Raw genomic sequence first — 19304 nt, 5'->3', positions numbered from 1 at the left:
GGCCGCCGCCCGGCGTCGGTGGGGGCCGCCGCGCGCCACCGGGAGCCGGTGGTCGAGGGAAGGGACGCCGACGTGCCCAGGACCAGCCTCATCCGGCGTCGCGGCCGGGGGCCGCTGACCGCGCTGCTCGTCGCCGTGGCGCTGCTGCTCGGCGTGGGCGTCGGGCCGGCCGCCGCCGAACCCAACGAGGGCGGCACGAAGAAGCTGCGCGAGGCGCTGGAGTCCGCCGCCAAGGGGCACATCGAGGCCAAGGCGAAGCTCGACAACTCCAAGCGCCGGCAGCAGCTGCTCACCGCCCAGCTCAAGACCGTCGAGACCCGGCTGGCGGGGCTGACCGCGCAGGTCGGCGAGGTGGCCGCGCAGTCCTACCGGCTGGGGCGGATGACCGCGCCGGCGCTGCTCATCCAGTCGGTCTCCCCGGAGGCGTTCCTCAACCGCGCCGCCGAGCTGGACGTGATGGCCCAGCGGGACAGCCGCCGGCTGCGCGAGCTGATCGACACCCGGGACGAGGCGAACCGCGCCAAGATCGCCATCGACGCCGAGGTGCGGGAGCAGCAGAAGCAGCTCGCGGCGCTGGCCAAGAAGAAGCGGGAGGCCGAGACCGCCCTCGCGGCGGTCAGCTCCGGCAGCGGCTCCGGGTTCAGCGGCGGCTCCGCCTCGGCCAAGCCGGCCCCGCGCAACTCCGACGGCAGCTGGCCGTCCGAGTCCTGCTCGGTCAACGACCCGACCACCTCCGGCTGCATCACCCCGCGCACCCTGCACGCCCTCCAACAGGCCAAGGCCGCCGGCTACAAGCGGTACGTCTCCTGCTACCGCAGCGGCGGCAGCGGCGAGCACCCCAAGGGCCGGGCCTGCGACTTCTCCGCCGCCACCAACGGATTCAAGGACGAGACGGCCACCGGCGGCGACAAGGCGTACGGCGACAGCCTGGCCAACTACTTCAAGAACAACGCCAGCCGGCTCGGCGTGCTCTACGTGATCTGGTACAGGCAGATCTGGATGCCGAACACCGGGTGGCGGGCGTACAGCGGCAGCGGCAGCCCCGCCGCCGACCACACGAACCACGTTCATCTCTCGATGTACTGACCCGGGGACCCAGCTTCGCTGCGTACCATCGCGACGGTGAGCAGCTCATCGTCGTCCGCCGCCGTCGCGCCGGCGCGGCCCGCGCCGCCTGACGCCCGCGCCCTGCCCAACGGGCTCGCCGCGTTCCTGGTCTTCTTCTCCAGCGGGGCGGTGCTCGTGCTGGAGACCGTCGCGCTGCGCCTCGTCGGCCCCTACGTCGGGGTCACCCTGGAGGTGACCAGCTCCGTCATCGGCATCGCGCTGGGCGCGATCGCGTACGGGGCGTGGACCGGCGGGTGGCTGGCCGACCGGCGGGACCCGCGCGCCCTGATCGCCCCGGCGCTGGTGCTGGCCGGCATCGCCACCGCCGTCACCCTCCCCGTCGTCCGGTACGCGGGCGAGGTGCTGCGCGGCGGGGCGGCCAGCGCCGTGCTGCTGCTCACCGCGCTCGCCGTGTTCGTGCCGGCGGCGCTGCTCGCGGCGGTCACCCCGCTCGTGGTGAAGCTCCAGCTCGCCGACCTGCGCCGCACCGGGCAGGTCGTCGGCCGGCTCTCCGGCGTCGGCACGCTGGGCGGCATCACGGCGACCCTGCTGACCGGCTTCGTGCTCGTCGCCGCGCTGCCCAGCAGCGTCATCCTGCTCGCCCTCGCCGTGCTGCTCGGTGGCACCGGGCTGGGGCTCGGCGCCTACCTGCACCGGCAGGGGCGGGCGGGGCTGGCCGGGGCGGGGGCGGGGCTGCCCGGTCCGGGCCGGACGAAGGCCGTCCTCGCGGTGCTCGGGCTGGCCGGGGCGGGGCTGACCACCGTCGCGCCGAACCCGTGCGACGTGGAGACGGCGTACCACTGCGCGTCGGTGGAGACCGACCCCGGCCGGCCGTCGGGGCGCACGCTGCTGCTCAACTCCGCCCAGCACTCGTACGTCGACCTGGCCGACCCCACCCACCTGGAGTACGCGTACACGCAGTGGATCGGCGCGGCGGCCGACGTGGCCGCCCCCGCCGGGCAGCGGCTGGACGCCCTGCACCTGGGCGGCGGGGGCTTCACCGTGCCGCGCTACCTGACCGCCACCCGGCCCGGCACCCACAACGCGGTCTTCGAGATCGACGGCGGCCTCGTCGAGCTGGACCGCCGGGAGCTGGGCGTGCGCCCCGGGCCGGGCCTGCGCATCGAGGCCGGCGACGCCCGGGTGCTGCTCGACGCGGAGCCCGCCGACAGCCGTGACCTGGTGGTCGGTGACGCGTTCGGGCACCTCGTGGTGCCGTGGCACCTGGCCACCCGGGAGATGGCGGCCGGGATCAACCGGGTGCTGCGTCCCGGCGGGATCTACGTGCAGAACGTCATCGACTACCCGCCCGGCCGGTTCGTCCGCAGCGAGGTGGCCACCGTCGCCGCGGCGTTCCGGCATGTCGCCCTGGTCGCCCCGCCCGACGCGGTGGCCGGCCGGACCGGCGCGAACTTCCTCATCGTCGCCTCCGACGAGCCGCTGCCGCTGGCCCCGCTCGCGGGCCGGGTCAACGCGCTGCCCGAGGCGGCGATCGTGCTCGCCGGCGACGTGCTGGCGTCCTTCGTCGGCGACGCGCTGGTGCTCACCGACGACTACGCGCCCGTGGACCAACTGCTCGCGACCGCCTGAAAGGGTGAAACCCTGACCGATTCTGACCGTGCGGGGTTAGGACGGCGCGGGTCGGGCAAAACCTCCGACCATGGGTGGAGCGGTCCGTAACGGCGCGCAGCTCCTCGGTGAGCGCTACCGGCTCGTCGAGCAGCTCGGCGCGGGCGGCATGTCCGTCGTGTGGCGCGGCTACGACGAGGTGCTGGGCCGGCAGGTCGCGGTGAAGGTGCTCGCCTCCCGGCTGGCCAGCGACCGGGCGTTCCGGCACCGGCTCCGCGCCGAGGCCCAGGCCGCCGCCCGGCTCTGCCACCCCAACATCACCAACGTGTACGACTACGGCGAGTCCGAGCAGGTCGGGCTGACCGTCCCGTACGTCGTCATGGAGCTGGTCGACGGCGGGCCGCTCAGCGCCCGGCTCGGCCGCGACGGGACGCTGCCCTGGCGGGAGGCCGTGACCATCGGCGCGGAGGTGACCTCGGCGCTGGCCACCGCGCACGCCCGGGGGGTGGTGCACCGCGACGTGACCCCGGGCAACGTCATGCTCACCTCCACCGGCGTGAAGGTCGTCGACTTCGGCATCTCGGCGCTGGCCGGGGAGAGCGAGAAGGGCGCGGACGGCACGCTGCTCGGCACCCCCGCCTACCTGGCCCCGGAGCGGCTGGACAACGGCCAGGTCTCCCCGGCCACCGACGTGTACGCCCTCGGCCTGTTGCTCTACCGGATGCTCACCGGCCGGCTGCCGTGGCAGGCGAGCACCACCACCCAGATGCTGCGCGCCCACATGTACGCCGAGCCTGCGCCGATGCCGGACGTGCCGGGGCTGCCCGCCGAGGTGGCCGGGCTGGTGCACCGCTGCCTGGCCAAGCGCCCCGAGGACCGGCCGGTGACCGCCGAGGTGGCCCGCACCCTCGCCGGGGCCGCCGGGATGCTCGCCACGGTCACGGTGCCGTCCGCGCCGGCCGGCGGCGACCCGGCCCGGCTCGACCCGGACGTGCTCGCCAACGCCGGCACCACGATCCTGCCCTGGTCGACGGAGACCGGCGCGCTGCCCTTCCCCGGCCGCACCCGCACCCGGCGGGCGGTGACGCGGCGGCGGCGGGTCGAGGCGGGGGTGGCGGCGGCCGGCCTGGTGGCGGTGACCGCGACGATGTGGGGGCTGACGTCCCGCAGCCCGGCCAGCGGCGGCATCGACCGGCCCATCGAGGCCCGGATGGGGCTGACCGGGCCGCCGCCCTGCGCCGTCGACTACGCGCTGCGCAAGGACTCCGGGAAGGACTTCACCGCCGAGTTGACCCTCACCAACACCTCCGAACGGGAGCTGCGCGACTGGACGATGAGCTTCGCGTTCCCCGGCCAGCAGACCGTGACGAAGACCGACCCGGCCGTACGCCAGCAGGGGCGCACGGTCGAGGTGCGTCCCGCCGCCGGGCAGCCCGCGCTGGCACCCGGAGCGGCCCGCAAGGTCGCCCTGACCGGCCGGTACACCGGCACGAACCCGCTGCCGCTGGAGTTCCGCCTCGGCGACGCCGAGTGCCGGGTACGCGTCTCCGGCGTCGCCGGGACCGTGCCCACCGTCAAGCCGACCGCCAAGCCGACGAAGGCCCCAGCGAAGCCCACCACGAAGAAGGCCACGGTCGCGAAGGCCGGCGGCCCCGGCGGCGCGAAGGCCCAGCCGGACAAGCCGGACAAGCCCCCGAAGCCCGGCCCGCCCGCCAAGCCCGGCCCGCCCGGCAAGGGGAAGGGCAAGTAGCTCAGGTCAGCTCGGCGAAGCGCTGCACCTGGGCGATGCTCCCCTCCACGATCAGCACGCTGCCCGGGGCGAGGACGGTGCCCGGGTCGGCGTACCGGAACCGCTCGCCGGGCAGCTTCGCCCCGACCACCATCACCCCGTAGCGGTCGGCCGGGGCCAGGTCGCGCAGCGGCCGACCGACCAGCGCGTCCGGCACCCGCACCTTGGCGATGGCGAAGTCGTCGCCGAACTCGATGAAGTCGAGCATCTTGCTGACGATCAGGTGCGCCACCCGCTCCCCGGTCTCCGCCTCCGGGAAGATCACGTGGCGGGCGCCGACGGAGCCGAGGATCTTCGCGTGCTTGTCCGAGGTGGCCCGCGCCCAGATCTCCGGCACGCCCAGCTCGGCCAGCCCGAGGACGGTCAGCACGCTCGCCTCGACGGACGCGCCGATCGCCACGACCACGCGCGGGAAGTCCGTCACGCCGAGCTGCCGCAGCGCCCCCTCCTCGGTCGCGTCGGCCTGCACCACCCGGTCCAGGTACGGCGACCAGCGCTGCACCCGTTCGCCGTCGCGGTCGATGGCCAGCACCTCGTGGCCGAGCTGGGTCAGCGAGGTGGCCAGGTGGCAGCCGAACCGCCCCAGCCCGATCACCGCGACGCCCCCGTCGTCTGAGCTCCTAGCCGACAATGGGTTGCTCCTCCGGGTAGCGGTACAGCCGTCGTCGGGTGTTCAACGCGATCGCCGACCCGAGGGTGAGCGGCCCGACCCGACCGACGTACATGAGGACGGTCAGCAGGAGCTGGCCCGGCTCGGGGACGGTCGACGCGACGCCGGTGGAGAGCCCGGTGGTGCTGAACGCCGAGGTCACCTCGAACAGCGCCAGGTGGTAGGCCAGCCCCTCGGTGAGCAGCAGCAGGACGACCGTGCCGCCGACCACCAGCGCGACGCTGAGCAGGGCGACGGTCAGCGCCTGCCGCAGGCTCGCGGTGGACACCCGCCGCCGGCCCACGATGACGTCCGGTTCGCCGCGCAGCTCCGCCCAGATGGCGAAGCCGAGCAGGAAGAACGTGGCGACCTTGATCCCGCCCGCCGTGCTGGCGCTGCCGCCGCCGATGAACATCAGGGTGATCAGCAGCGGGACGCTCTCCTCGTCCAGCCCCGCCGGGTCGAGGACGGCGAACCCGCCGGTGCGGATCACCGCGCTCTGGGTGAAGGTGGCCAGCACCTTGCCGGCGACGTCGTACCCGCCGACGGTGCGCGGGTCGGGCCATTCGGCGGCGAGCAGCCCGAGGAAGCCGACGACGAGCAGCAGCGCGCTGCCCCACACGGTGAGCTTGGTGGCGATCGCCCAGCGGCCCGGCGTCCGCCACTCCCGCGACGCCTCGAACAGCGCGGGGAAGCCCAGCCCGCCGACGATCGTGCCGAACGCGATCGGCAGGCAGATCCACGGGTCCCGGGCGAACCCGACGAGGCTGTCGGTGAAGAGCGCGAAGCCGCCGTTGTTGAACCCCTGCACGGCGTGGAAGAGGCCGTACCAGAGGGCCCGGCCGGGCGGGTAGCCGTAGCCGAGCCAGAACCGGCCGGCGAGCACGGCGGTCATGGCCAGCTCGAAGCCGGCCATGGTGGCCGCGATCCGCAGCAGCAGCCCGCGGACGTCGCCGATGCCGAACTCGGCGGTCTCGGCCTGCACCAGCAGCCGGTTGCGCAGCCCGAGCTGCCGGGCGACCACGAGCACCACCAGGGTCGCGCCGCTGAGGATGCCGAACCCGCCGACCTGGGTCAGCACGGTGATCATCACCAGCCCGAACCCGTTCCAGTACGTCGGGGTGTCGACGACGGACAGCCCGGTGACCGAGACCGCCGAGGTGGCCGTGAAGAACGCCGTGCTGAACGGGGTGAACCGGTGCGCGCTGGTCGCCGCCGGCAGCATCAGCGCGCCGGTGCCGAGCAGGATCGCCGCCAGGAACCCGAACGGCACCAGCCGCACGGGGTGACGGAGAAACCGGCGCACCAGACAATCTTCCGTTCCCCGCCGACCGCCGGTGCCGAAACGGCCATCTACCGGCCAACCGCCCCCGGTCTGCTGGGCGCGATCCCTCGACGACAGGAGACGGCGTTGCGACGTACCCTTTCCGCCCTCGGCCTGGCCGGCGCGCTGCTCGCGGCGGCCGTGGCGGTGCCCGCCCTGAGCGCCTCGGCGAAGCCGGAGGCCGCCCCCGGCGCCGCCCCGGACGCCGCCCCGCCGGCCGCCGCAGACGGGTCCCGGGCCGCCGACCGGCCGCTGGTCATCGGCCACCGGGGCGCGAGCGGCTACCGGCCCGAGCACACCCTGGAGGCCTACCGGCTGGCGATCCGGATGGGCGCCGACTACATCGAGCCGGACCTGGTCCCGACGAAGGACGGCCAGCTCGTCGCCCGGCACGAGAACGAGATCTCCGGTACGACCGACGTGGCGGCCCACCCCGAGTTCGCCGCCCGGAAGGCCACGAAGACCATCGACGGGGTGCCGGTGACCGGCTGGTTCACCGAGGACTTCACCCTCGCCGAGCTGAGGACGCTGCGGGCCAAGGAGCGGCTGCCCCAGGTGCGGGTCGCCAACACCGCGTTCGACGGCAGGTTCCCGGTGCCCACCCTCCAGGAGGTCATCGACCTGGCCCGCACCGAGAGCAGGTCCCGGGGCCGCACCATCGGCGTCTACCCCGAGACCAAGCACCCGAGCTACTTCGCCTCCATCGGGCTGCCGCTGGAGGAGCGCCTCGTCGCCGTGCTCAAGGCGAACAAGCTCACCCACCGCAACGACCCGGTGATCATCCAGTCGTTCGAGACGGCCAACCTGCGCAAGCTGGCCAAGCTGACCGACGTGAAGCTGGCCCAGCTCCTCGACGCGTCGGGCCGCCCCTACGACTTCACCCTCGCCGGCGACCCCCGCACCTACGCCGACCTGGCCACCGCCTCCGGCCTGAAGTGGATCGCCGGGTACGCCGACGGCGTCGGCGCGAACAAGAACCTCATCGTCCCCCGGGACGCCGCCGGCAGGCTGCTCGCCCCCACCGCCCTGGTCCGGGACGCCCACCGGCTGAAGCTGGTGGTGCACGCCTGGACGTTCCGGGCCGAGAACCAGTTCCTGCCGGCCGACTTCCGCATCGGCGCCGACCCGAACGCCCGCGGCGACATCACCGCCGAGTACGAGCTGTTCTACGGCCTCGGCCTGGACGGCGTCTTCGCCGACCAGCCGGACACCGCCGTCGCCGCCCGAGCCGGCCTGCCCCGCCACTGACCGACCTCGCCCGACCACGGCCCGTCCCCTCCACCGGGGGCGGGCCGCGCTGGCTGGGCACAGCCGCGGCTGTGTGGGCGTGCTGCGGCTGGGTGGCTGGTTGCGCTGCGCTGGTTGCGCTGCGCTGGTTGGGCGTGCTGCGGCTGGGTAGGTGCGCCGCCTGGCGGCGCGGCCCCTGTTCTGCCGACTAGCGAGCTGATGTCGTAGATGGATCGGGCCCCGCACCGCCATGTTCCGGCTAGGGAGCTGATGTCGTAACTGGATCGGGCCCGCACCGCCACGTTCCGGGCGCGGCCTGGTCGGGCCGCGTGACTGCACCTGTCACCTGCCGGTCCGGCAGACGACCCGGTCGCGCAGCCTCGGCAGACCTGTCCGACCCGGGTCGCGCAGCCCGCGGCGCGAACGGTTGCGTCCACGGGAGTGGTGTACGACTTGCCCGTGATGGGCGTGTTGCGTAGATGAGAGACGGCCATCGCGTCGATCCTTCAAGACGACCAAGTCAGAGAAGGAAGAGAGAGCGCGATGGCCGCTTCAAAGAGTGTGAACCCTGTTGACCTGCTGCGCGAGCAGATTGAGGGCGCGTCGCCGGATGTGTTGCAGGCGATGATCCGCACGTTCGCGCAGGCGGTGATGTCCGCCGAGGCGGATGCCATCTGCGGCGCCGGCTACGGGCAACGCAGCGACGAGCGGGTCAACTCGCGCAACGGCTACCGGCCTCGGGAGTGGGACACCCGCGCCGGAACGATCGACCTGGCGATCCCCAAGCTCCGTCAGGGCAGCTACTTCCCCGACTGGCTGCTGACGCATCGGCGACGGGCCGAGCAGGCCCTGGTCTCGGTGGTGGCCACGAGTTATCTGCTCGGGGTCTCGACGCGGCGGGTGGAGAAGCTGGTCGAGCAGCTCGGGATCCGGCAGCTGTCGAAGTCGCAGGTCTCGGAGATGGCCGCCCACCTCGACGCCCAGGTCGAGGCGTTCCGCAACCGGCCCCTGGACGCCGCGCACTACACGTTTGTGTGGATGGACGCGCTGACCATGAAGGTCCGCGAACACGGCCGGACCGTCAACGTCCACGCCCTGGTCGCGGTCGGGGTCAACGCCGACGGCCAGCGTGAAGTCCTCGGCGTCGACGTCGCCTCGGACGAGGACGGCGCCGGCTGGCTGGCGTTCCTGCGATCCCTGACCGCCCGCGGACTCTCCGGCGTCCAACTGGTCATCTCCGACGCCCACCGCGGCCTCGTCGCCGCGATCGGCGCAGCCCTGCCCGGCACCACCTGGCAACGATGCCGCACCCACTACCTGCGCAACCTGCTCACGAAGGTGCCGAAGTCGGCGCAGCCGTGGATCGCGACCCTTGTGCGCACGATCTTCGACCAGCCTGATGCCGACGCCGTCCGAGCCCAGTTCCAGCGGGTCGTGGCGACGATCGAAGCGAAGTTCCCCACCGCGGCCGAGCACCTCGACGCCGCCCGCGACGACCTCCTGGCGTTCACCAGTTTCCCGCGCGAGATCTGGCGTCAGATCTGGTCGAACAACCCGCAAGAGCGCCTGAACAAAGAGATCCGCCGGCGCACCGACGTCGTCGGGATCTTCCCGAACCGGGCGGCGATCATCCGCCTCGTCGGTGCTGTCCTGGCCGAGCAGACCGATGAATGGACCGAAGGACGCCGCTACATGGGCCTGGAACTACTGGCCAAAGCCCGCCTGATCACCGTCGACACCAGCCAACACGACACCGACCAACCCGACCCCACCCCGATCGCCGCATAGCATCAGACCGGATCACGCGATGGCCGTCTCTTACACCACCAGCGCGGACGTGACCCGGCGAACGGCGGGCGGCTCGGTGCCGAGTCATCTGCGACATCAGCTCCCTAGCCGGCGAGAAACGACCCCGAGCCCAGGCGCGCGGCCCGTGATGTCGGGCAGGTGGGGGTATCCGCGAGGCAGGACGGGCCCAGCTCCCCGACATGGAGTCGATCATCGTCGCCAGCCGCCAGCCGCCAGCCGCCAGCCGCCAGCCGCCAGCCGCCAGCCGCCAGCCGGCGGGTGGTAGGTGGCGGTGGCGGGTGGCGACACACCGGCCGGCGGGCCGGTGCGGAAAGCGGCCCCGGCAGGTGCGGGGCTGCCGTACTACCGCCGCGTGACTGTCCCGGCGGGCCACCCATTCACCGCTACTTATGTGTTTCCGCCACATGGCTCGTGGGTGACGTCACTTCTAGCGTGATCCGACACATGACGTTAACTTCCTCCGAGTCCTCACGTGGAGTCGCAATGACGGTCCGGACGACGCGGCGGGTGTTCCTCTCCGCCGCCACGATGATGGCCGCGGCGCTCGCCGCCACGGCCTGTGGCAGCCCGCAGGACACCGCCTCCGGCGGCGGTGACGGTGCCGCCCCGGTGAAGGTCGGCCTGGTCTACTCCCAGTCGGGAGCGCTGGCCAGCTACGGCAAGCAGTACATCGAGGGGTTCCGGGCCGGGCTCGACCATGCCACCGGGGGCACCGGCAAGGTCGGCGACCGGACCATCGAGGTCACCGAGGTCGACGACGCGGGCGACCCGGCGAAGGCGGTGTCGGCGGCCAAGGACCTGATCGGCAAGGGCACGAAGATCATCGCCGGCTCGACCTCGTCGGGCGTGGCGCTCCAGGTGGCCCCGATCGCCGCCCAGAACAAGGTCCTGTTCATCTCCGGCCCGGCCGCCACCGACGCCGTGACCGGGGCGAACCGGTACACGTTCCGCTCGGGGCGGCAGTCCTACCAGGACGTGGTGACCGCGAGGTCGTTCATCGGCGACCCGACCGGCAAGAAGGTCGTCGTGTTCGCCCAGGACGGCGCGTTCGGCGACGCCAACGAGGCCGCCGTGAAGGCCGTCATCGGCGGTGCCGGGGCCAGGGTGAGCAGCGTCCGCGCGCCGGCCAGCGCCACCGAGTTCACGCCGTTCGCCAGCCAGATCAAGTCCGCGAAGCCCGACCTGCTCTTCGTCGCCTGGGCGGGCACCACCGCCCCCGCCATGTGGCAGACCCTCGACCAGCAGGGCGTGCTCTCCTCGACCACGGTCGTCACCGGGCTGGACATCCGCGCGTCCTGGCCGACGTTCGGCGCGGCCGGTGCCAAGATCTCCTTCCTGTCGCACTGGTTCGACGGGGCCGCCGACACCGAGGCCGCGAAGGCCGCCAAGGCGAAGGTCCCCGGCGGCACCCTCGACCTGTTCCACCCCGACGGCTTCGCCGCCGCCCAGATGGTCGTGCGCGCGGTCGAGCAGGGCGGCGACGACGTGGACAAGATGATCGCCGGCCTGGAGGGCTGGAGCTTCGAGGGCGTCAAGGGCACGATGACGATCCGCGCCGAGGACCACGCCCTGCTCCAGCCGATGTTCCAGGCGAAGCTGGCCGGCAGCGGCAGCGCGTACACGGCGACCGCGCAGAAGAGCCTGACCGGCGACGAGACCGCGCCGCCGGTCGGCCAGATGAAGGGCTGACCCGTGCTCGCCACCCGCGCCCTGACCTGGCGGATCGGTGAGGTCGCCATCGTCGACGGCGTGCACCTCGACCTGGCGCCGGGCGAGTTCCTCGGCGTGATCGGGCCGAACGGCGCCGGCAAGACGTCCCTGTTCAACCTGATCACCGGTCTGCGTCCGCCGACGGCCGGCCAGGTGCTGCTCGACGGCGAGGACGTCACCGCCCTCCCGCCGCACCGGCGGGCCCGGCGCGGACTGGGGCGTACGTTCCAGTCGTCGTCGGTGTTCGGGTCGCTGACCGTGCGGGAGAACGTGCGGCTCGCCGTACAGGCGCACCGGGGTGGCTCGATGAAGCTGTGGCGGCGGGCGGCGGCCGACCGGGGGGTGGCCGCCGCCGCCGACGCGGCGCTCGACCGGGTCGGCCTGCACCACCGGGGTACGGCGCTCGCCGGGACCCTCGCCCACGGCGAGAAGCGCAAGCTGGAGATCGCCCTGCTGCTCGCCGGGGAGCCCCGGGTGATGCTGCTCGACGAGCCGATGGCCGGCGTCAGCGCCGAGGACGTGCCCGAGCTGGTCGCGGTGATCCGGTCGCTGACCGGCGACAGCGGCCGGTCCGTGCTCATGGTGGAACACCACATGGACGTGATCCTCGAACTGGCCGACCGGATCGCCGTGATGCACCACGGCGCGCTGCTGGCCTGCGACACCCCGGAGACCGTGATGGCCGACGCCACCGTCCAGGAGGCGTACCTGGGGGAGTCGCTGTGACGGAACCGATCCTGACCGTCGCGGACCTGTCGGTGCGCATCGCTGGGCTGCACATCCTCCAGGGGGTGTCGTTCACCGTCGCGCCGACCGGCGTGACCGTGCTGCTCGGGCGCAACGGCGTCGGCAAGACCACCACCCTGCGTGCCGTCCTGGGGCTCACGCCCCGGGGCGGCGAGGCGGGCGGCACCGTGCGGACGGGCGGGCGGGAGCTGCTCGGCCGCCCCACCCACCGGCTCGTCCGCGCCGGGCTCGGCTACGTGCCGGAGGACCGCGACGTGTTCGCCGGGCTCACCGTCGCCGAGAACCTGCGGCTCGCCGAGCGGCGGGGCGCCACCCCGGCGTACGACCGGGTGTTCGCGCTCTTTCCGGAGCTGGACCGGCGCGGACGGCAACGGGCCGGCTCGCTCTCCGGCGGGCAGCAGCAGATGCTCGCGATCGGCCGGGTGCTGCTGAACGACAACCGGCTGCTGCTGGTCGACGAGCCGACGAAGGGGCTGGCGCCGAAGGTGGTGACCGAGGTGGCCGAGGTGCTGGAACGCGTCGCGGAGACGGTGCCGGTGCTGCTGGTCGAGCAGAACCTCGCCGTGGTCCGCCGGCTCGCCACCGACGCGGTGGTGCTCTCCGCGGGCCGGGTCGCCTGGGCCGGCGGCGCGGGCGAGCTGCTGGGCTCGGCGGAGCTGACCCGCTCCCTGCTCGGCGTGGGCTCGGGCGAGGTGCCGGTGAGCGCGAGGAGCGAGCCGGGCCTGCGCGCCCCGCAGCCGCGAACGGAAGGTGGCGCTGCGTGAACACGATCGTGCTGCTGACGCTGACCGGGCTCGGCCTGGCGGCGCTGTACTTCCTCGTCGCGTCCGGGCTGTCGCTGGTCTTCGGCCTCGCCGACGTGCTCAACTTCGCCCACGGGCTGTTCCTCGGCGTCGGCGCGTACGGGACGTGGTGGGCGGCGGGCAACCTGCCCGGTGCCGGCGGCGAGGGCCTCGGCTTCGTGTTCGCCGTCGCCTTCGGGGTGGCCGCCGGCACGGCAGTTGCCGTGCTGGTCGAGCTGGTGCTGATCCGGCCGCTCTACTCGCGCACCATCGAGCAGGTGCTCGTCACCGTCGGCCTGTCGCTGGCCGGGGTGGCGCTGCTCCAGGCCACCTGGGGCGCGGACGCCCGGCCGTTCCCCCGCCCGCAGTGGACCCGACAGGTCACCGGGATCCTCGGCGCGCAGGTGCCCAACGGCGGGCTGCTGCTGATCGTCGCCGCCGCCGTGGTGCTGGGGGCGCTGCTGGCGTTCCTGCGCTGGACCCGGTACGGGCTGATCATCCGGGCCGGCGTGGAGAACCGGGAGATGGTCACCGCGCTGGGCATCGACGTGCGCAAGGCGTTCACCCTGGTCTTCGCCATCGGCGGGGCCGCCGCCGCGCTGGCCGGCGCGCTCGGCGGCGTCTACTTCGGCACCGTCTCGCCCGGCCAGGGCGGCTCGCTGCTGATCTTCGCGTTCATCGTGGTGGTGATCGGCGGCATGGGCTCCGTCGTCGGCTCCGCGTACGCGGCCGTCGCCGTCGGCCTGCTGCAACAGTTCGTCAACTACTACGGCGCGTCCGGCGTCGGCGACCTGTGCGTCGTCGCGCTGCTGGCCGTGGTGCTGCTGCTGCGCCCCCAGGGCATCGCCGGAAAGGTGGCTCACGCATGACCGACTCGATGGTCGAGGCGCCCCCGGCGCGGGTGCCGGACGAGCTGACCCCGCACCGGCGGGGCTGGCCCGGGCTGCGACCGTACCTGCCGCTGGTGGCGCTGGCCGTGGCGGCGGTCCTGCCGTACTCGACGCTGGAGCTGCCCGGGGTCTTCGAGGGGCCGCTGAACTCGCCCGGCACCCTGCAACTGCTCGCCGTCTGCCTGGTCTTCGGCGGCCTCGCCGCCGGCTACGACCTGCTGTTCGGGCGCACCGGGATGCTCTCCTTCGGGCACGCCCTCTACTTCGCCGCCGGCGTGTACGGCACCGACGTCCTCGTCACCCGGGCCGGGCTGCCGCTGTGGCAGGCCGCGCTGCTCACGGTCACCGGCGCGACGGTCCTCGCCGGGCTGCTCGGCGCGGTGGCGCTGCGGACGGCCGGGATCGCGTTCGCCATGGTCACCCTCGCCTTCGCGCAGGTGGGGGCGATCCTGGTGGCCCGGGACTTCGGCGGGCTCACCGGCGGCGAGGAGGGGCTGCCGCTGGACGTGTTCGGGCTGCCCGCCGGGCTGGTCGGGGTGGCCAACACCGTCAACCTGTACTGGCTGGCGCTGGCGTACCTGGCCCTGGTGGTCCTCGTCGTGCACCGGGTGTCCGGGTCGCCGACCGGGCGGGTGCTCGCCGGGCTGCGCGACGACGAGCGGCGGATCGGGGTGCTCGGGCTCGACCCGTACCGGTTCAAGCTGGTCGCGTTCACCCTGGCCGGCGGGCTCGCGGCCGGCGGGGGAGTGGTCTACTGCCTGATCGTCGGCGGCGCGTCGCCGCACGTCACCTCCAGCGAGCTGACCCTGTCGCTGCTGGTGATGGTGGTGCTCGGCGGGCCCGGCACCCGCTGGGGGCCGGTGCTCGGCGGCGTCGGCTACATGTACCTGGACCACCGGCTCACCGCGTTCGGCAGCAGCGACGCCGTGGAGGCGCTGCCGGCGTTCCTGAGCCGTCCCCTGAGCCAGCCGCTGTTCGTGCTGGGCACCGTGTTCATCCTGGCCGTCTACTTCTTCCCCGGCGGCCTGGCCAGCCTCCGCTCCCGCCTCGGCCCGCTGGCCCGCCACCTGCCCGCCCGCCGCACCCCTTGATCGACGGGGGCGGGGGGTGGGGGCTGGTAGGAATGGGGGGTGGATCAGCAGGGGCGGGTACGGGAGCGGGCCGAGGCGGTGCTGCGCCGGTTGGCAGGGGAGCACGCCCGGCTGCGGGAGGACCAGTGGCGGGCCATCGAGGCGCTGGTGGTCGACCGGCGTCGGGTGCTCTGCGTGCAGCGCACCGGGTGGGGCAAGTCGGCGGTCTACTTCGTGGCCACCGCCCTGCTGCGCGACCGCGACGGGGCGGGCCCACCCGCCGACCCGAAGCCCGCCGGCTCCGGGGCCGCCGGCGTCGGGCCGACGGTGATCGTGTCGCCGCTGCTGGCGCTCATGCGCAACCAGGTGGAGGCCGCCGCCCGCGCCGGCATCCGGGCCCGCACCATCAACTCGGCCAACCTCGACGAGTGGGACGCGGTCACCGCCGAGATCCACGACGGCGCGGTGGACGTGCTGCTGATCAGCCCCGAGCGGCTCAACAACCCCGACTTCCGGGACGCGGTGCTGCCTCGGCTGGCCGCGACCACCGGGCTGCTCGTCGTCGACGAGGCGCACTGCGTCTCCGACTGGGGGCACGACTTCCGGCCCGACTACCGGCGGCTGCGCACGTTCCTGGCGAACCTGCCGGAGCGTACGCCGGTGCTCGCCACCACGGCCACCGCGAACGCCCGCGTCACCGCCGACGTCGCCGAGCAGCTCGGCGACGCGCTGGTGCTGCGCGGCACGCTGGACCGGGAGTCCCTGCGCCTCGGGGTGCTCGACCTGCCCAGCCCCGCGCACCGGCTCGGCTGGCTCGCCGACCACCTGGACCAACTGCCCGGCTCCGGGATCGTCTACACGCTGACCGTGGCGGCGGCCGGCGAGACCGCCGAGTTCCTGCGCTCCCGGGGCTACCCGGTCGCCTCCTACACCGGCCAGGCCGAGGACGCCGACCGGCGGGCCGCCGAGCAGGACCTGCTCGACAACAAGATCAAGGCGCTGGTGGCCACGTCGGCGCTGGGCATGGGCTTCGACAAGCCCGACCTCGGGTTCGTGGTGCACCTCGGCGCGCCGCCGTCGCCGATCGCGTACTACCAGCAGGTCGGCCGCGCCGGGCGCGCCGTCGAGCACGCCGAGGTGCTGCTGCTGCCCGGCGCGGAGGACGCGGCCATCTGGCGCTACTTCGCCTCGCTCGCGTTCCCGCCCGAGGAGCAGGTGCGCGCCGTGCTGGCCGCCCTGCACACCGACCGGCCGCTGTCCACCCAGGCCCTCGAACCGATCGTCGACCTGCGCCGGGCCCGCCTCGAACTGATGCTCAAGGTCCTCGACGTGGACGGTGCGGTCCGCCGGGTGCGCGGCGGCTGGCTCGCCACGGGCGAGCCCTGGGTCTACGACGGGGCCCGGTTGCGCCGCGTCGCCGAGGCGCGCACCGCCGAGCAGCGGGCCATGCGCGAGTACGCGACGACGCCCGGCTGCCGCCTGCGGTACCTGCGGGAGTGCCTCGACGACGCCGGGGCCGGCGACTGCGGCCGGTGCGACCGGTGCGCGGGCCCGCTGTTCACCGCCGACGTGTCCTCGCCGGCGCTGGGCGCGGCCCAGGGGTTCCTCGGCCGCCCCGGCGTGGACGTCCCGCCGAAGAAGCTGTGGCCGACGGGGCTGGACGCGGTGGGCGTACCCCTGAAGGGCCGGATCCCCCCGGCGGAGCAGGCGCTGGCCGGGCGGGCCGTGGGGCGGCTGTCCGACCTGGGCTGGGGCGGCCGGCTGCGGGAGCTGGTCGGCCCCGGCGTGGCCGACCGGCCGGTCCCCGACGACGTGGCCGGCGCGGTCGTCGAGGTGCTCAAGGCGTGGGCGCACGGCGACGACCCGTGGCCGCGCCGCCCGGTGGGCGTGGTCGCGGTCGGCTCCCGGCGGCGGCCGGAGCTGGTCGGCTCGCTCGCGGAGCGGATCGCCGCGGTGGGCCGGCTGCCGCTGCTCGGCGCGGTCGTGCCCACGGGCGCCGCCGGCCCGGACGGCCCGCGCGGCAACAGCGCCCAGCGGGTACGCGCGCTGCACGACGCCTTCGCCCTGCCGGACGGGCTGGCCGACACGCTCGCCGGGCTGGACGGGCCGGTGCTGCTCGTCGACGACCTGGTCGACACGGGCTGGACGCTGACGATGGTGGCCCGGCTGCTGCGCCGGGCCGGCGCGCCCGACGTGCTCCCCCTGGCGCTGGCCGTCGCCGGCTGACGGGTGCAAGGGTGCAAGGGTGCAAGGAAGGGCCCCCTGTTAACGCATTCTGTTGTACAGGGGGCCCCTGCAAACGAAAGTTCCCGGGGGCGGCGGATTGCGACCAGTGCCACGCCGCGCCGTCGCTGACCAGGCCGGGCGGGCCCCGGCGGTACGGTGGGCCGCATGACCGAGCAGCTTCCCGACGGCGGGGAGCCGCAGCAGCCCGGGGCGCTGGTCGACCGGGGCACGCTGCGGCTCGCGTCGGTCGTCGGCGGGCTGGTGCTCGCGGTCCTGCTCGGGTTCGGCCTCGGTCGGCTCAACCCGCCCCCGGCAGCCGGCGGCTACGCGTCGACGCCGGCCGGCGCGGACCACACGCACGCGCCCGGCACCGGGGAGCACGACCACGGCGGCACCGCCGACGGGAGCGACCCGACGGGCGTCGGGGGCCTCGCGGTCAGCTCCGGCGGCTGGACGCTGACCCCGCTGGCGGCCGACCTCGCGGCCGGGCGGGCCGGCGAGTTCCGGTTCCAGATCCGGGACGCCGAGGGGCGGCCGGTGACCCGCTTCGCGGTCGTGCACGACAAGCCGATGCACATGATCGTGGTGCGCCGCGACCTCACCGGCTACCAGCACCTGCACCCGACGATGGCCCCGGACGGCACCTGGTCGGTCCCGCTGACCCTGCCGCAGCCGGGCGTCTGGCGGGCGTACGCCGACTTCACGCTGGTCACCGACGACGGCGGGCAGAGCGCCCGGACGCTGGGCACCGACCTGGCCGTCCCGGGGGAGTACGCTCCCCGGCCGCTGCCGGCGGCGGCCCGCGCCGCGACCGTGGACGGCTTCGCGGTGAGCTGGTCCGGCGAGCCCGGGATCGGCGTCACCCGGCCGCTGCGGTTCGAGGTGCGCGCCGCCGACGGCACCGCCGCGCCGCTGGAGCGCTACCTGGGCGCGTACGGGCACCTGGTGGCGTTGCGCGAGGGCGACCTGGGCTACCTGCACGTGCACCCGGAGGCGGGGCCGCCGACGGCGGGGGTGAGCTTCCAGGTGACCGTGCCGGGGCCGGGCCGTTACCGGCTCTTCCTCGACTTCCAGGTGGCCGGCGTGGTGCGGACGGCCGAGTTCACCCTGACCGTGCCCTGACCCGCAGGGCTGAGTGGCCCGCCACGGTCGGAGGACCCGCCACGGTCGGAGGACCCGCCACGGCCCCGGGGCGGTTCAGCCGGGGCGAAGGCCGGGCGGCTCAGCCGGGGCGGTTCAGCCGGCGCGGCGGACCGGGCGGCGGGCCAGGTAGCGGAGCAGGTCGCGGATGTGGTGCTTCTCCTCGGCCGGCACGGCCGGGTCGGCCAGCCGCTGGAGGATGACCCGGACGTCGGCCTCGACCGGCCCCTCGTCGCCGCGTCGCCGGGGGACGGGCCCCGAGTCGGGCAGCCCGAGGGCCCGGAAGGCCGCCGTCACGGGCAGGTCGAGCGCGGCGCAGAAGCCGCGCACCTTCGCCAGCTCGGGGTAGTCCTGCCAGTCGCCGGCGAGCCAGCGAAAGACGGTGGACCGGCCCACCCCGGTGTGCGACGCCAGGTCGCTGACGGTCCAGCCCCGTTCCTCGCGGGCGTCGTCGATGGCGCGTCGCACGAAACGCGCGAACGCCATCTGCGGGGAAACCTCTGGCGGAGCCATTCCTGCGCGGTCTTCCTTCGGGCCGGAGCACCGGGCGGTGCCCCCTGAGGGTAGTCCCACAGATGACGGAAGCAAGCGTTTGCTCGCCCCCTTCGTCCCGATCGGTGCCTTCCCGGGGCGGCTACCTGCGAATATCACTCATGTTCTTTCCCGCCGAATGGGAACGTTCCCACGGGAAGCGTATCGGTCGCTGCGGCTGATTGCCGTACGTCAACTAAGCTCGATGCTCATCCGCCTACCGCCCGTGGCCGTGGGTGACCGCCGATGAGGAGCAGCATGAGCGAGCCGAGCCGTCCGGTGCCGCACCGTCCGGGTGCGGTGAGTCTCTTCTTCGTCGCCAAGGCCGGCGTGTTCGCCGCCGGCTTCTGGTGCTGGCTGCTCGTCCTGGTGTCGCACGCCGAGCGGGTGACCGGGGCACACGTCCTGGCCGCCACGGGCGCGGTCACCACGACGCTGGTCGGCGTGGTGCTCGGCGTGCGCCTGGCCCTGCAACGCAACGCGGCGGTGCGGCACGCCGAGCTCAAGCGGCTGCTGGTCGACATCTCCTGGAACGCCTTCGCCGCCGCCGGCAACGCGGAGACCCCGGCGAAGGTGGTGCCGTTCCCGACCTTGTCGCCGGACATCGAGCGGCCGGGCGGCCGGGGGCGCGGCGACCGGTTCTCGGCCTTCGACCGCAGCGCCGGCAACGAGCGGGCCCAGGGGCGGGACCGGGACGGCAGCGGCGACCGCCGCCGCTGAGCGGACCGGCGCGA

Annotated in this window: 16 protein-coding genes; 13 read left to right on the top strand and 3 right to left on the bottom strand. The window is 74.1% G+C overall.

Annotated elements, in window-relative coordinates; genetic code table 11:
• Positions 1–72 precede the first annotated feature (72 nt).
• The 3 genes from O7633_RS15360 to O7633_RS15350 all read left to right on the top strand — a co-directional run bounded on the left by O7633_RS15360 (position 73) and on the right by O7633_RS15350 (position 4426).
• A complete protein-coding gene (locus O7633_RS15360) occupies positions 73–1086 on the top strand; it encodes a hypothetical protein (protein WP_282328266.1) in 1014 nt (337 codons plus the stop codon).
• Between the two features lie 36 nt (positions 1087–1122).
• Complete coding sequence (locus O7633_RS15355) at positions 1123–2697, top strand: fused MFS/spermidine synthase (protein ID WP_282328265.1); 1575 nt, start codon at positions 1123–1125, stop codon at positions 2695–2697.
• A 70-nt stretch (positions 2698–2767) separates the two neighbouring features.
• A complete protein-coding gene (locus tag O7633_RS15350) occupies positions 2768–4426 on the top strand; it encodes a serine/threonine-protein kinase (protein WP_282328264.1) in 1659 nt (552 codons plus the stop codon).
• A gap of 1 nt (position 4427) precedes the next feature.
• On the opposite strand, the gene O7633_RS15345 is transcribed toward O7633_RS15350, so the two are convergent.
• Both O7633_RS15345 and O7633_RS15340 read right to left on the bottom strand, forming a co-directional pair.
• Positions 4428–5096: a TrkA family potassium uptake protein gene (locus O7633_RS15345; protein ID WP_282328263.1), complete on the bottom strand. Its 669-nt coding sequence runs from the start codon at positions 5094–5096 to the stop codon at positions 4428–4430.
• The gene (locus O7633_RS15340; RefSeq protein WP_278129460.1) at positions 5086–6420 is read right to left on the bottom strand and encodes a potassium transporter TrkG; all 1335 of its coding nucleotides are present in this window, start codon (positions 6418–6420) and stop codon (positions 5086–5088) included. The genes O7633_RS15345 and O7633_RS15340 overlap by 11 nt, the downstream gene beginning before the upstream one ends.
• A gap of 105 nt (positions 6421–6525) precedes the next feature.
• On the opposite strand from O7633_RS15340, the gene O7633_RS15335 reads away from it, so the two are divergent.
• From O7633_RS15335 to O7633_RS15295, 9 genes are all read left to right on the top strand, one after another.
• The gene (locus O7633_RS15335; protein ID WP_282328262.1) at positions 6526–7686 is read left to right on the top strand and encodes a glycerophosphodiester phosphodiesterase; all 1161 of its coding nucleotides are present in this window, start codon (positions 6526–6528) and stop codon (positions 7684–7686) included.
• 522 nt (positions 7687–8208) lie between these two features.
• Positions 8209–9453 carry an IS256 family transposase gene (locus O7633_RS15330; protein ID WP_282323228.1) on the top strand — a complete coding sequence of 415 codons (1245 nt, stop codon included), beginning with the start codon at positions 8209–8211 and terminating at the stop codon, positions 9451–9453.
• 504 nt (positions 9454–9957) lie between these two features.
• Positions 9958–11163 carry a substrate-binding domain-containing protein gene (locus tag O7633_RS15325; protein ID WP_282328261.1) on the top strand — a complete coding sequence of 402 codons (1206 nt, stop codon included), beginning with the start codon at positions 9958–9960 and terminating at the stop codon, positions 11161–11163.
• A gap of 3 nt (positions 11164–11166) precedes the next feature.
• Positions 11167–11910: an ABC transporter ATP-binding protein gene (locus O7633_RS15320; protein ID WP_178066483.1), complete on the top strand. Its 744-nt coding sequence runs from the start codon at positions 11167–11169 to the stop codon at positions 11908–11910.
• Entirely contained in the window at positions 11907–12695 is a 789-nt protein-coding gene (locus O7633_RS15315) for an ABC transporter ATP-binding protein (RefSeq protein ID WP_282328260.1), read from the top strand. Before O7633_RS15320 ends, O7633_RS15315 begins: the two co-directional genes overlap by 4 nt.
• On the top strand, positions 12692–13582 hold the full coding sequence (locus O7633_RS15310) for a branched-chain amino acid ABC transporter permease (protein WP_074472466.1): 891 nt from the start codon (positions 12692–12694) through the stop codon (positions 13580–13582). The genes O7633_RS15315 and O7633_RS15310 overlap by 4 nt, the downstream gene beginning before the upstream one ends.
• The gene (locus O7633_RS15305) at positions 13579–14694 is read left to right on the top strand and encodes a branched-chain amino acid ABC transporter permease (RefSeq protein ID WP_282328259.1); all 1116 of its coding nucleotides are present in this window, start codon (positions 13579–13581) and stop codon (positions 14692–14694) included. Before O7633_RS15310 ends, O7633_RS15305 begins: the two co-directional genes overlap by 4 nt.
• Positions 14695–14733: 39 nt before the next feature.
• Positions 14734–16899 (top strand): DEAD/DEAH box helicase, encoded by a 2166-nt coding sequence (locus tag O7633_RS15300; RefSeq protein WP_282328258.1) that lies wholly within the window; start codon positions 14734–14736, stop codon positions 16897–16899.
• A gap of 165 nt (positions 16900–17064) precedes the next feature.
• On the top strand, positions 17065–18021 hold the full coding sequence (locus tag O7633_RS15295) for a hypothetical protein (protein ID WP_282328257.1): 957 nt from the start codon (positions 17065–17067) through the stop codon (positions 18019–18021).
• A 114-nt stretch (positions 18022–18135) separates the two neighbouring features.
• Here O7633_RS15295 and O7633_RS15290 read toward each other — a convergent pair whose 3' ends face one another.
• A complete protein-coding gene (locus O7633_RS15290) occupies positions 18136–18552 on the bottom strand; it encodes a helix-turn-helix domain-containing protein (protein ID WP_282328256.1) in 417 nt (138 codons plus the stop codon).
• 276 nt (positions 18553–18828) lie between these two features.
• On the opposite strand from O7633_RS15290, the gene O7633_RS15285 reads away from it, so the two are divergent.
• The gene (locus O7633_RS15285; protein ID WP_282328255.1) at positions 18829–19290 is read left to right on the top strand and encodes a hypothetical protein; all 462 of its coding nucleotides are present in this window, start codon (positions 18829–18831) and stop codon (positions 19288–19290) included.
• Positions 19291–19304: the final 14 nt, after the last annotated feature.

This window comes from Micromonospora sp. WMMD712 (assembly GCF_029581295.1).
Lineage (GTDB): Bacteria > Actinomycetota > Actinomycetes > Mycobacteriales > Micromonosporaceae > Micromonospora > Micromonospora carbonacea.
This window is presented reverse-complemented; position numbering and strand designations above follow the sequence as displayed.

Coding starts and splice junctions, on each gene's coding strand:
- O7633_RS15350 (WP_282328264.1), top strand. CDS start 2,768: ATGGGTGGAGCGGTCCGTAACGGCGCGCAGCTCCTCGGTGAGCGCTAC.
- O7633_RS15305 (WP_282328259.1), top strand. CDS start 13,579: ATGACCGACTCGATGGTCGAGGCGCCCCCGGCGCGGGTGCCGGACGAG.
- O7633_RS15325 (WP_282328261.1), top strand. CDS start 9,958: ATGACGGTCCGGACGACGCGGCGGGTGTTCCTCTCCGCCGCCACGATG.
- O7633_RS15290 (WP_282328256.1), bottom strand. CDS start 18,552: ATGGCTCCGCCAGAGGTTTCCCCGCAGATGGCGTTCGCGCGTTTCGTG.
- O7633_RS15285 (WP_282328255.1), top strand. CDS start 18,829: ATGAGCGAGCCGAGCCGTCCGGTGCCGCACCGTCCGGGTGCGGTGAGT.
- O7633_RS15295 (WP_282328257.1), top strand. CDS start 17,065: ATGACCGAGCAGCTTCCCGACGGCGGGGAGCCGCAGCAGCCCGGGGCG.
- O7633_RS15330 (WP_282323228.1), top strand. CDS start 8,209: ATGGCCGCTTCAAAGAGTGTGAACCCTGTTGACCTGCTGCGCGAGCAG.